The sequence below is a fragment of the Treponema sp. OMZ 906 genome (genome assembly GCF_024181185.1).
In the GTDB taxonomy this organism is placed as follows: Bacteria; Spirochaetota; Spirochaetia; order Treponematales; family Treponemataceae; genus Treponema.
The window spans coordinates 38971-52510 of the sequence record NZ_CP051196.1 but is presented as its reverse complement, the minus strand read 5'-3'; the positions used below and the strand labels follow the sequence as shown (position 1 = coordinate 52510).

Sequence of the window (13540 nt, the reverse complement as noted above, 5' to 3'; positions counted from 1 at the left end):
TAACGATGAGTAATACGGCAAACCGTTTAGCTCAACCGATGGAAATACCACTTGTTACACGGATACAATTTCTCCCCTTTAAAAAAAAGCCAAAATTCGGTATACTCGCCCGCATGGAATTAACGCAAGAGTTTATTGACGGTCTTGTAGTGAACGAGATCGACATTATGAAAAAGGTTGCGGAGGAGCTGAACATTAGAATGCAGCAGGTTTCCGCAGTTATCACATTGGTCAACGAAGGATGCACAATCCCTTTTATTTCACGGTATCGTAAAGAAATGCACGGCTCACTCGATGAGGTTCAGGTGCGGGATTCCGATAAGCTTTTTAAGTCGTATCTTAATCTGGAAACGCGGCGGTTGGAGATTGTGCGGGGTGTGTTTGCGGCGGGAAAGCTGACTGAGCTGCTCTATGACAACATTATGAAGGCGTCGACTTTGACGGAGCTTGAAGATATTTGGGCGCCCTTTAAAAAGAAGAAAAAGACACGCGGTATGCTTGCTGTTGAACGCGGTTTGCAGGGTCTAGCCGATTTAATGAAGGAATTGGAAGAGGCCGAGCTTGTAAAACGGGCGCAGGACTTTGTTAAAACCGATTGTGAAGACGAAACACTCAATGTGCCGACGGTAGAGGATGCGCTTGCGGGAGCTTCCGATATTATTGCCGAAGAAACAGCACAGGATACTGAAAACCGGAAAGCGGTACATGATTTCTTTATGGCAACCGGTCTTTTTGAAGTGAAGGGTATCGGGGATGAAGAAGCGCAGAAAACCTCCGTGTATCAGATGTACTGGGAGTATTCCGAAGCGCTGAACCAGATTAAACCGCACCGGGTGCTTGCCATCAACCGCGGAGAGCGTGAAGGTGTTTTGGAAGTAAAAATCAATGTTGATGTAGACGAAGCGGTTGCGCGGGTGCAGAGCCGTTCGGTACAGCACAACAAATACCACAGTGAAGCGATTGCAGACGGAGTCGTGCGGCTGCTCAGCCCTGCGGTACTCCGCGAAATCCGCAGCAACTTAGGCGAAGATGCTGACACCCACGGCATTACTATTTTTAGCGAAAACTTAAAACACCTCTTGATGACGCAGCCGATTAAGGGAACCCGCGTACTCGGCGTAGACCCCGGTATTAGAACCGGCACCAAATGCGCCGCCTTAGACGAAACCGGCAAGTACCTCGGCTCTTTTGTTATTTATCAGCATAAGGCAGAGGAAGCAAAAGCAGCGCTGCTCAAGGCGGTAAAAGACTATAAGGTACAGCTCATCGCAGTGGGCAACGGGACAGGCTCTCACGAGGTGCAGGAAATCGTCTCCGATGTGATTAAAACACATTGCCCCGAGGTGCTGTTTACGGTAGTTGATGAGGACGGAGCCTCCGTGTACTCCGCAGGAGATGTGGCGCGCGAGGAATTCCCTGATTTGGATCTGACCATCCGCGGTGCTATCTCCATCGGGCGGCGCTTACAGGATCCCCTTGCCGAACTCGTCAAAATCGATCCCAAGTCTATTGGCGTCGGGCTCTATCAGCATGACTTAAACCAGAAAAAACTTTCAGAAGAGCTGGATGCGGTTGTCGGTTCGGTAGTAAACAACGTCGGCGTCAATTTGAACACCGCAAGCGCCTCGCTGCTCAAATACGTATCCGGTATTACGAGCGGATTGGCGAAAAAGATTGTGAGTTACCGCGAAAAAACCGGCATCTTTACCGACCGGGAGCAGCTTCATAATGTCAGCGGTTTAGGCCCCAAGGCCTTTGAACAATGCGCAGGTTTTTTAAAGATACCGGAGAGCGCCAATCCGCTGGATAACTCGTGGGTACACCCCGAAAACTATCCTGCAGCGGAGGTTATCTATCAGATTGTACGCAAAAACGAACCGGTAACCAAAGAGGTGCGAATGGAGTTGCAGGAAAAGTATCAGCTCGGCGAGCAAACAGTCAGCGATATTATCGAAGAGCTGAAAAAACCGAACCGAGACCCTCGTGAGGACTGCCCCAAGCCGATTATGCAGCAGGGCGTTCTCTTGTTTGAAGACCTTAAACTCGGCATGACCGTTAAGGGCAAGATCAAAAACGTTGTGGACTTCGGCGCCTTTGTTGACCTCGGTATTAAGGAAACCGCCCTGCTGCACATCTCCGAGATGAGCGACAGTTTTGTTTCCGACCCGCTTGAGGCGGTAAAGGTCGGCGATATTGTGGAATGCCGGATTATTGCGCTCGATGAAGCGCGCCGCCGCATCTCACTCAGCCGGAAAAGCGAAAGCGGGGTACAGGGGAAGCTGACCACAAAGCAAAAGGCGGAAGTAAAAAAAATCACCGTAAAAACCAAGGACGGAAAAACCGTTGCGGTAAAGACCAGCGGCGCTCCTGCCGTGCAGGGAGAAAAACACTTGAGCCACCGCGGAGAGCGACAGCCCGCAGTCCGTTCGGAGCGGCGTGTCGCAGAAGCCCGCCCGCGAAAGGATGACGACGGCACAAAGTACAATCCCTTTGCAGCGTATTTTAATAAGAAGTAAGACAAAAAATCCCGACAAAAGAAAGGCTTTCTTTTATCGGGATTAGTTCATTAGAAAACGCATACCCTTTAGGTATTTGAAGGGTATGAATACAATAGTGTCAATACTTTATATAAAAGATACCTTAATGAACAGCCTTTTTTATTTCTTCTTCAGTGGGGCTGGAAACCTTCTGCAGCACTATCTCTTTATCATCACCGTCAAAACGTCCTTTCAATGTCATCTTTTCGCCTTTTTAGGTAAAAAATCAGTAATTACGGCAAAGGGAGTGGTGTACTGAGAAAGCCGATTGATTGGTCGGAATTTTCTCCGAAACACTGGATATACCGTGCATCTGTAGGTCTATTCTCAAGCATTTCAAACGAACCATTTTGTCGCTCGGCATCGTTTATTTGCAATTGATACACAGTCAGTGGCTGTAAATCAGCACTCAGCATAATCAATGAAAAATGTGAACATGCGTTGCTATGAGTAATGTGCAGCATCCATTGTTCATTTTCCAACGTAAACTCAAAGGGTAAAGCGGTTATCACTTGGGGTTCCTGCAGCGAAAAAGATAGTTCCGTTTTATTTCCACCCAAATCTGAGGCTGTAAGTGTATACTGCCCTGCGGGAAAAAAGCGGCGGGGATACTTGAACTTATTTGAACCTACCCATTGTGTATTTTTTGAATATCCTGCTTCCTGTAAAAAAACAGTATTTTCCCGATGGAGTGCCCACTCCAGGCCGGTAGCATTTTCACGTAATATCAAGCCTTTATAATCATTTCTTCCATCGTTGTCTTCAATCAGCATAAAAACAGCCAACCACTCCGTTAAGGCACCTTGTTGATTATAACTATATATCCGTTGCTCTTTTGCAAGTACAGCAGACGGCGTATTAAATGAACATGAGGTATATATTAAAATAAATGATAATAGATAGATAAAGGACAGGTGCTTCATCGGCCTAGAACATAAAAGATAGGTTGACGACTGTTAAATCGGAAGCAGATTTGCTTGCACTGGATTCAAAGTGAACATTTCTACTCTCACATTGTTCTATAAGATACGAAATATAATACATGCCAAGACTGCATATATCAGACCCTTCGGGCAGCGCACGGTAAAAATCGATAAGCGAATTTTTGTTAATGTCTGCCTTTTTCATGTCGTTTATACTCGCTTTTATTGCTTCGGAAGAATCAGCTTTATTGTACACTGAAATTTGCATTTTACCCTGTGTACCGATCGAAGTAGTACTGCCACCTCCAATTTTCCATGAGACAAAGACTTTTTCTTCTTTCCGTTTCAGTTCAGCAATAAGCAATTGGCGAACTTTCGGGTCGAAAAGTGCATCTTGTGGATCTTCTATATTGGGGAATAATTGCTTTGCTTCATTCCGCATATTTATATTTTCGGCACTTAAAATCAACTCCATCAACACAAGTGAGATATATTCGGCTATTTTAGTTTTGTCGATATATTCATTAAGGCTGGTACGGATTGTCCGTATGATAAGATCAAAATTCGGGGCGGTTTTAAATTTTGTAATGATAAACCATATAAAGGGCCGCAAATTATTAAGGAATTTTTCACTTAGGAAGAGCTTCATATTTTTATCTGCGGGAGAGAGATCTTCTTTGCTGATAAAGGCAGACAATGGCGCCAAGATTTCCTTTTTTGTTTTGTAAATAATATCTTCATTTTTTTTTAAAATTGCTGCTAAATATCTCTGATTAATGTGCGTCTTCTCATCGATAATGTTCGCTGGGTTGAGTCTATTCCACTTCTTAATTACCGGTGAAGCCAATATCTGCTTAAATATAAACACATCGTATTGACGATATAATAGAGAAAATACAATCAATTTGGATAAATCCATAATTTCTTGGCGAGAAGAGCCTAATTCCGACTGCGAGATTTCAATCTTTGAGATATAGTTTGCAAGGATAAGCCGCTGAATGTTGTCGGGGACAAAAGAATCCAGAGAGATTCCATACTCTTCAACATTTCCTGCCAAAGTAAATCGCAACAGTTTCTTATTCTGCTTAATAAAGAAGGTCGAACCTTCCTGTGTTAAAACCAACTTAATAGGAAGATTTAACAACCGTTTCTTTTCTACTGATGCCATAATCGTTATCCTTGCCTTAAAGATACTACCAAAACAGCCGAAAGGCTAATAAGTACCGTTATAAAAATTTTCATTTCTAAAGATTAACCAACAACTTTTTAACTTCGGCCGCATGACGATCATTTGGCCTTTGTTTAAGCAACTGCTCAAAAATGGCCTTTGCTTCCGCCTTGTTATCCAAACTAATATACACTTTTCCGAGCTCATAGTAACTATCCCATGCCTGCGGATTTGTTTTTATGATAGTCTGATAGGTATCGCGTGCATTTTCTTTTAATCCGGCTGATAGGTAGACAGCTGCGAGATTCTGACGTGCATCAATATTATTCGGCATAATTTTTATCGCATTTGTATAATAATCGATGGCTTTCCCATATTCATGTTTTAACCCGTAGAGTTTTCCTAAGTTTATATTTACTTCAAAATTTGAAGCTTCTGCCCTGTATGCCGCGAGCAGATGCTCTTCTGCACTATCGAGACGACCGGCTTCCAGCTGTATCCGTCCGAGGTTGATGCGGGGTTTACCGTATTGTCCATCGGCTGCCACAGAACGGGCATAATAGTCTTCCGCTTCGCGCAGCCGATTGTTTTTTTCAAGCGCCAAACCATACGTATATAAGAAGCGGGCGTCCTTATCGTTACCGGCTAACGCTTTTTGAGCATTTTGTAGCGCTTCCGTCACCTTACCAAGTTCAAGTTGTACCGCAGCGAGATTATAATACGTTACCGGATCGGTATCCCCTAACGCTAATGCTTCTTTAAAATAGCGCTCCGCTTGTTTGGCATCTTTTTGTTTTGAATACACTTGCGCCATCTCTTTTAATGCTGAAGTATTTGATGGTTCCAATGATAATGCCTTTCGATAGTTATTAATTGCCTCACTATAATTTCGTTTTTTATCTTGCATACGGGCTATTTCGATCCAGGCACGGACATAATCCGGCTTTAACGTTGCAGCTTTTGAAAAAGCTGTAAGAGCAGCGTCATTTGCGTTCATAACCTTATGCGTCATACCGAGATTGAAAAAAGCTGCTTCAAATTGCGGATTGGATTTCACGGCTTGTTCAAAACAGGAACGGGCTTGGGGGTATTTTTTCTGTGCAAAATACTTTCTACCCAACTCATAATTATATTGAGCATTTTGCGGATCGAAGCGGCGAGCGGACTCCAATTCCTGTACGGCAAGCGCCGCATTGTTTTGGGCATCTGCTATTTGCGAATATACATAATGAGCTTTTGCGTCATCGTTTTTAGCCGCCAGCGATTTCTTAATATAGCCGGCTGCTTCGTTTAGTGCTTGCCCTCTATTAGCCGGAGAATTGTTTGAAAGCGAATACATGGCCTCCGCCATTTCCCTGTATTGTTCGGCCGTAAAGGAGGTATCACCTGACGGCATCTGCGCCGCTGCTTTACTGAAAGCGCTTTGCGCTGCGGCAAAGTTGCCGCTTGCTGCAGATTTTTTTCCTTGTTGCACCAGTGCATCTACTTCATGTTTTTTGGCCAGCAACTCTGCTTGTGCTTTTTGTGCAGCCTCCGCTTGAGCTGCTGCGGCGCGGGCTTGTGCTGCCGCTCGCGCGCCCGCATTATTTGCCGCATTGTTTTTTTGCGGTACAGTAGATTGCGCTTGGCGTGAGGCGGCGGTTTGCTGCGCAGCCTGCGGTTTTGCAGAGGGGCTTGCTTGCGCTTGGAGTGCCGATTGCGCATTGGTAATTTTTGCAGCTAAGGCTTGCGATTCAGGGGTGTTCTTTGCTGCAAGCCCCTTTTTAATATACTCACCGGCTTTTTTTAATGCACTTGCTTTCGTCTGCTTGTCCGTTGAATTTTCCGCCAAGCCGAACATCGCATCGGCCATTTTGCGATAGGACTCTTCCGCAAAATCATTATCTTTTGGCATGATGCGGCCTGCCCTGTCTAAAGCAAGAACAGCGTTATTCAGCTGTTTCCGTTGAGCTGCGGCAGTTCCCTGTGCTATAAGGTTTTCCACCTGTTTGTACGCAGCCGTTTTCGGTTTTTCCTGCTGTTTACGCTGAGCTTCAGCCCTTGCCTGGGCAAGCCGTTCCTGTTCTTTGCGTTGTTCTTCGGCTTTTTTCTGCGCTGCGGCTTGGGCGGCCTGTTCTTGTTGTTTACGCTGAGCCTCAGCTCTTGCTTGCGCAAGCCGCTCTTGTGCTTTGCGTTGTTCTTCGGCTTTTTTCTGCGCTGCGGCTTGGGCGGCCTGTTCCTGCTGTTTACGCTGGGCTTCAATCTTTGCCTGTGCAAGTCGCTCCTGCTCTTTGCGTTGTTCCTCAGCTTTTTTCTGCGCTGCGGCTTGAGCAGCCTGTTCTTGCTGCTTACGCTGAGCCTCAGCTCTTGCTTGCGCAAGCCGCTCCTGTTCTTTGCGGGCATCAAGTATTTTAGCGTAAAGATTACGGGCACCGGAGCTGTTCTGTGCAGCGAGCGCTGCTTTAATGTAGTTTTCGGCCTTATTCAGCGATGTCTGCACATCGTTCGGATCGGATAGGCGCTGTGCAAGATTGAGCATCGCATCTGCCATTTCCGCGTATGAATCGCTTGCGAACTGTTTATGGTCCGGCATCGAAGCGGCCGCTTTATCGAAGGATGATACGGCGTTATTCAGCTGCCGTTTGTTTACGGCGTTTTTCCCTTGTCCGATCAGTTCTACGACCTGTCTCCGCTGCTGTTGTGCTTGATCTTCTTTACGTGCGCGTTCTGCCGCTTGCTGTTGGGCTAACAGCGCCTGCTGACGCTTTGCTTCGGCCGCTTTTTGGTGCTCAGCTATGATATTACTATAAAGCTCGCGAGCGTCCGTATCATTGCGAGCCGCGAGAGATTTCTTTATATACCGTTCAGCTTCATCCCGAGCTTTTTGAGCAGTCTGAACATCAGGCACCGTTTTTGATAATAAAAAGAGCGAAGATGCTATATCGTAATATGAAGATGCTTCAAAATCTTTGTCATCAGGCATAGCTTCATCAGCCCGTTCAAAAGCAGTGAGTGCATTGCCCAGCTGATTTTTTTGAGCAGCATTTTTCCCTTGCACAATATGAGCGCGTACTTTATTGCGTCCTTCCTCAAGTTTTTGATTTCCTATTTCCCGTACTGCTTCCTGCTCCTGTGTTCCGCGGTTAAGCGCAAGCGTGTCATAGCCGAATACTCCCTGATAGGCATCCCCGGTTCCATCCGCTTGACCGTTCGATAAACTTTGCTGATTTTGTACGTTGCTTCCATCTTGGGGATCATACTTTTTAGTAAGACTTTCATTTGCAGCTTGTGCAGCCAAAAGCCGTTCCTGTTGTTCCTGCGTGAGTTCATTATTGTCATTTTCGGGTACAAACACACCATTATTCCCTAAAATATCGGAAGAGCGCCCTGGAGAGGTTCCCATAGCGTCACCATTCAGTTCATTTTTTGAAATCGGTATGTTATTTGTTCCTTTTCTACCGAAAATAAGAGAGTACCCGCCCCAAATTAAAAGGCACAGTACAATACCCGCCGCCGTTCCTATTAAATATTTGTGTAAATCATTCAAGATTATAGTCCTCCGAATAGTCAAGTGTTTCATCCGATCCGACAGAAAGAGAAGAAGCATTATCCACTGATTGTAAATTAGCATTTATTTCATCTTGTAACTTTTTATATCGATCTTCTGCGGCCTTCCGTTCGGCTTCTTCCGCCAACCTCCGTGCTTCTTCCTTCATCCGAATCATTTCCGCCTCACGCTGTTCCGATTCCAAAAGCGATACCATACGCTGAATTGCCTGTCTTTGGGAAGTAGCAGGATCAAGGTTTAAATAAAATTTATAATCTTCCAATGCTTGCGGATATTGTTCCAATTTAATATAGGTATTCGCTCTATTCAACACCGCCGGTGGATAGGCACGGCGTGCTGCCAACGACGCAGTATAAGCCTCCTCCGCCTCTGTAAAACGACTTTGCAAAAAATAGACATTCCCTAAATTATATGAGTAGAGATATGAACCTGTGGTATCTTTGCTTTTGCCAGCCAGCAATTGCTGTTCGGCTTCTGCATATTTACCGAGGCTAATATAGCATACACCTAAATACAAGTTGATTTTAGGGTTGTCCTTTTCTTCCGCCATAGCCTCATAGAAAAGTGGCACTGCCTTATCCGGCTGGTTATTCAGCAGTAATTTCTTTCCTTGTGTTATAGCGTCTTCTGTAAAACCCTGTGTGGCTATTATTAGATAGATAACAATCGAAATTAATTTTCGAGCCGATACGCGGCAAATATACTTCATTGACATTACCTCTCAAAAATTATACCATAAATCTATGTCTTTGTACCTTATTAGTTTCATTGGTATCCTTGCTTTCTCTATTTTATTATTAGCTTTTTTACTAATACGCTCGATTCTTTCACCGAAAAAAACAGCTATAATAGAAAAATATATCAATGCCGGCAAGTATGCAACAGCAATTAAACGGGCAAAAGCTATTATAGCAAAAAACCCGCGTGATACAAAAGCCCACTATCTCCTTGGAAAAGCTTATTTAGCTGATGGTCGTGCCGAACTCGCTTTGATGGAGTTCAAAACCATCAGTAAGGCCGTATTTGACTCGAAAGCCCAAGAAAAAGAATTCCGAAATTTAACGGCGCAACTATATGAGCGGTTCCAACAACATACGGAAGCACTCGCAGAATATGCATTACTGATAAAACTCGACCCCCAAAATGCGGAATATCATTATGCTATCGGGCAACTTTTTGAGCAGCTCAATAAGACGGAGCAGGCTATTTTTCATTACCGGCAGGTGATTAATCTTAATTCTAAACATGCCGCAGCTCATGCAGCGCTCGGATTGCTTTTATTCCGCAATAAGATGATGAATGAGGCAAAACAGGAAATCGCTATCGCACTGAAGCTTGAACCGGATAATACGACTGCTCTGTACTATCAAGGGCGGCTACTTCGTGAATCAAAAGAATATGCACAGGCGTTGGCTTCATTTGAAAAAGCTGCTCGCAATGCAGATCTCCGACAAAAGTGTTTTACCGAGCGCGGTTTGTGCTATCTTGATGCAAATAGTCTTGAAAAGGCCGCCTTTGAGTTCGATCGCGCGCTTAAACTCACGACTGCAAAAAATTCGAATCCCGATACGTTACGTCTCCGTTATGCGGCTGCGGCCTGTTACGAAAAAATGAGAGACCTCGACCGCGCTATTGAGCAGTGGGAGGCAATCCATACTGTAATGCCGAGCTATAAGGATGTTACAGAGAAGCTGAACCAGTATCGAGACCTCCGTTCAAACGATCTCATGAAGGAATATCTTACCGTTAGCGCGGAAGCATTCCTCAAACTCTGTAAAGCGGTTACAGAACAAGCATTCGCGCTTTTGGTTCAGTCTCAAAAGGAAATTAAACAAGGCTGTGCCATCATCGCCTTGGAAGATAACTCCGAAAAATGGATGAATGTACGGAAGCAGCCCAAACTCTTTATCTATTCGCGGGATAGCGACATCATAGGAGATTCCTTTTTGCGTTCGCTACATGAACAGATGAAAGCGCAGGGATTAGTGCGGGTCGTTGTCATTACCTCAAGCGGTTTCTCACGGGCTGCATTAAGCTTTGCCGAGAATCGTCCATTTGAATTAATAGATAAAGACAAACTGGAGTCAATTTTAAAAACAATAAAAGGCATATAGGCATGAAGATCCTCTGCATTTCCGATCAAATCGATCCGCTCATTTACAGTGTCAATATCAAAGAGCGGTACCAAGATGTCGATCTTGTGATTTCGGCAGGGGATTTACCAATGGAGTATTTGGAATTTATCGTTTCATCGTTGAATAAACCGCTTTTCTTTGTGTTTGGGAATCATAATCTCACTGCATTGCCGTACTATCATAAAAACCTTGGATCGAGCGCTTCCTTACAAACTATTGCCGCAATCCGCTCTGAAGGGTACGGGTCAACGTATCTTGGCTTTACCACACGCCGAGAGAACGGCATACTTTTTGCCGGGGTTTCGGGAAGTATCCGGTATAATAGCGACATCGGGCAATACACTGAACATCAAATGAAGATGCAGCTACTCGCAATGGTACCGCGCCTCATTTACAACAAGCTGCGCTATGGTCGATATGTAGATGTTTTTGTCGCTCATGCAGCGCCCTTCGGTATCCACGACCGCCCCGATCCATGCCATGTGGGATTTAAATGCTTTTTATGGTTCATAAAAAAGTTTAAGCCGCGCTATTTTTTACACGGACACATTCATCTTTATGATCTTCAAGCCCCGCGAGTAACCGTCTACGAAAACACAACAGTCATCAATGTGTTTAGCAACTATCTGTTGGAATTCGATACTACGCAATCTGCCACTTGATCTCATTAATAGAGAGCTAATATCTTTTATCCTTTATGTTTGAGAGCTAAATATTATATATATAGAACAGTACAAGGAGTATTTTGATGATAGATAACGAAACCGTGCTTTCTCGTAAAAAGCTCTTTAACGAAACGGGCGACATCGAAGTCCATCTGCGGAAGATGATAGGCGGGAATACCACCAACCTCAACGACTTTAACAACATGAAGTATACATGGGCAAGCGAATGGTATCGGCAGGCGATGAATAATTTCTGGATACCGGAAGAAATCAATATGAATACCGATGTGCAGGATTACCGCAAACTCAGCCCCGCGGAAAAAACCGCGTATGATAAAATCCTTTCCTTCCTCATTTTTTTGGATAGCATTCAGACGGCGAACCTACCGAATGTCGGACAGTATATTACCGCAAACGAAGTAAACCTCTGCCTTACCATTCAGGCGTTTCAGGAGGCAGTACACTCGCAGAGCTACAGCTACATGTTGGACACCATCTGCTCCCCCGACGAGCGGACTGCCATCCTTTATCAGTGGAAGGATGATGAGCACCTCTTAAAACGAAACAAGTTTATCGGCGACCTATATAATGAGTTTCAGGATGATAAAAGCGCGCTTGCCTTGCTCAAGGTTGCCGTCGCCAATTATATTCTGGAAGGGGTATATTTTTATTCCGGCTTTATGTTTTTTTATAACCTCGGTCGGAATAACAAGATGCCCGGCTCCGTGCAGGAAATCCGCTACATCAACCGCGACGAAAACACGCATTTGTGGCTATTCCGCTCGATCATCCATGAGCTGCAAAAGGAAGAGCCGCAGCTGTTCACGCCGGAAAACAACGAGCTGTTCCGCAGCATGATCCGCGAAGGCTGTGAACAGGAAATTGCATGGGGGCATTACGTTATCGGCGACGACATTCCCGGACTGACCCGCGGCATGGTTACCGACTACATTCAGTACCTCGGCAACCTTCGCTGCGAAAACCTCGGTTTTGAACCATTGTACGAAGGCCACCGTGAAGAACCTGCCTCCATGAGCTGGGTAAGCCAATACAGCAACGCAAACCTCATCAAGACGGATTTCTTTGAAGCAAAGTCTACGGCTTATGCAAAATCTTCCGCGCTAAAGGATGATCTATAGGGAAGAAAATGCAATTTAAAAGATTTTCGCTGGGGCCGGTTCATTTTTACCGGACGGCACTCGGATTCGCCATACCGGTAATGATTCAAACCTTTGTGCAGAGCCTCGTTTCGCTGATTGATAACTTTATGGTCGGCGGGTTGGGCGACATCAAAATGAGCGCGGTCAATATCACCAATCAATTCACCTTCCTCTTCTTGACAACGATCGGGACGTTTGCCGAAACCGGCGGTATGTTTATGTCCCAATTTAACGGCGCAAAAGATGCAGGCGGAATGCAGCAAACGTACCGGTTTAAGCAGATTATGATGCTTGCCTGTGCCGCGCTGTTTACGGTTTTCTCATTCTTTTTTTCAGGACATATCCTCGGCTTTTTAGTTCATAGGAATCAGCAGGCGCCGGAAATCGTTGCAGAGGGGCAACGGTACCTGCATATTATCCTACTTACCTTTATCCCTATTGCCTTTTCTACCGCGATTACCTCTTCCCTGCGTGACATCGGCAATGTAAAGATTATTATGTACAGCGCAATTATCTCTACCTTGATCAACACCTGTGGAAATTACATTCTGATCTATGGGAATTTCGGGGCACCGCGTCTGGAGGTAAAGGGCGCTGCGTATGCGACGCTGATAGCTCGCTGTACCGAAGTTGTTCTGCTGCTTGCCTACGTGCATATCAAAAAACCTGCATTTTATGTACGGATATTGTCGCTTTGGAAAGTCCGATGGAAATTGTTCATGCAGATGGTTAAGAAGCTCGGTTTGGTGTTTGCATCCGATATTTCGTGGGTGGGAACCGAAACGATTGTCGCGGCACTGTACAACAGCCGCGGTGGGGCGGAGGTCGTCGCAGGCATGGCTGCCGGTTGGACGATTGCAAATATATTCTTTTTAATTTTTCCGGTGATTTTTACCTGCGTACGTATAATCGTCGGCAGTTCGCTCGGACAAAATAAATTGGACGAAGCCCGCAAACAGGCGCGATGGTTCCTTTCGGGGTTTTTTATCTTCGGTATCTTCGTCGGCATCTGCGAGGCTCTCACGGTGTTTCTTATTCCCGTTGTGTTTATCCGGCTTTCGCCGGCCTCACATATCATCACGCGGAATCTTATATGGGTTATCGCGCTTTATATGCCGCTGTGGTCGTACCTTAATACGCAGCTTGCAATTTCCCGCGCGGGCGGTGATGCTCAACTTGGCGCATGGGTCGATATCAGCGTCAACTCAATGGTATTTTTGCCGGTAATGCTTATTTTCACCTATTGTACCGCGCTTTCGCCCGTTGCGATGTTCGGACTTGCAAAGCTCAGTGATTTTCTTAAACTGCTCATCGCCAGACATCAACTGAAAAAAGAGCGGTGGGTAAAGAATTTGACTGTTGCGTAAGGGTTTATAAAAAAGCAATACGGCACTACGCAGGGTGC

Annotated in this window: 9 protein-coding genes; 5 read left to right on the top strand and 4 right to left on the bottom strand. The window is 45.3% G+C overall.

The features are described from left to right. The first annotated feature begins 113 nt into the window (after window positions 1–113). Window positions 114–2516, top strand: a complete 2403-nt coding sequence (locus tag E4N69_RS00220; protein ID WP_253824906.1) for a helix-hairpin-helix domain-containing protein — start codon at window positions 114–116, stop codon at window positions 2514–2516. A gap of 254 nt (window positions 2517–2770) precedes the next feature. Here the strand turns inward: E4N69_RS00220 and E4N69_RS00215 are convergent, their stop codons facing one another. The 4 genes from E4N69_RS00215 to E4N69_RS00200 form a co-directional block, all read right to left on the bottom strand. Next, window positions 2771–3310: a hypothetical protein gene (locus E4N69_RS00215; protein ID WP_253824090.1), complete on the bottom strand. Its 540-nt coding sequence runs from the start codon at window positions 3308–3310 to the stop codon at window positions 2771–2773. A gap of 154 nt (window positions 3311–3464) precedes the next feature. Beyond that, window positions 3465–4628 carry a DUF8084 family protein gene (locus E4N69_RS00210; RefSeq protein ID WP_162661954.1) on the bottom strand — a complete coding sequence of 388 codons (1164 nt, stop codon included), beginning with the start codon at window positions 4626–4628 and terminating at the stop codon, window positions 3465–3467. 76 nt (window positions 4629–4704) lie between these two features. Then, on the bottom strand, window positions 4705–8154 hold the full coding sequence (locus E4N69_RS00205) for a tetratricopeptide repeat protein (protein WP_253824089.1): 3450 nt from the start codon (window positions 8152–8154) through the stop codon (window positions 4705–4707). Then, window positions 8147–8884 (bottom strand): tetratricopeptide repeat protein, encoded by a 738-nt coding sequence (locus E4N69_RS00200; RefSeq protein WP_253824088.1) that lies wholly within the window; start codon window positions 8882–8884, stop codon window positions 8147–8149. Before E4N69_RS00200 ends, E4N69_RS00205 begins: the two co-directional genes overlap by 8 nt. A gap of 34 nt (window positions 8885–8918) precedes the next feature. On the opposite strand from E4N69_RS00200, the gene E4N69_RS00195 reads away from it, so the two are divergent. The 4 genes from E4N69_RS00195 (at window position 8919) to E4N69_RS00180 (ending at window position 13502) form a co-directional block, all read left to right on the top strand. Next, window positions 8919–10289, top strand: coding sequence for a tetratricopeptide repeat protein (locus E4N69_RS00195; RefSeq protein WP_162661951.1), 1371 nt, complete (start codon window positions 8919–8921; stop codon window positions 10287–10289). A gap of 2 nt (window positions 10290–10291) precedes the next feature. Further along, on the top strand, window positions 10292–10972 hold the full coding sequence (locus E4N69_RS00190; RefSeq protein WP_253824087.1) for a metallophosphoesterase: 681 nt from the start codon (window positions 10292–10294) through the stop codon (window positions 10970–10972). An 86-nt stretch (window positions 10973–11058) separates the two neighbouring features. Then, window positions 11059–12114, top strand: coding sequence for a ribonucleotide-diphosphate reductase subunit beta (locus tag E4N69_RS00185; RefSeq protein ID WP_162661949.1), 1056 nt, complete (start codon window positions 11059–11061; stop codon window positions 12112–12114). Window positions 12115–12122: 8 nt separating this feature from the next. Then, the gene (locus tag E4N69_RS00180) at window positions 12123–13502 is read left to right on the top strand and encodes an MATE family efflux transporter (protein WP_253824086.1); all 1380 of its coding nucleotides are present in this window, start codon (window positions 12123–12125) and stop codon (window positions 13500–13502) included. Window positions 13503–13540 lie beyond the last annotated feature (38 nt).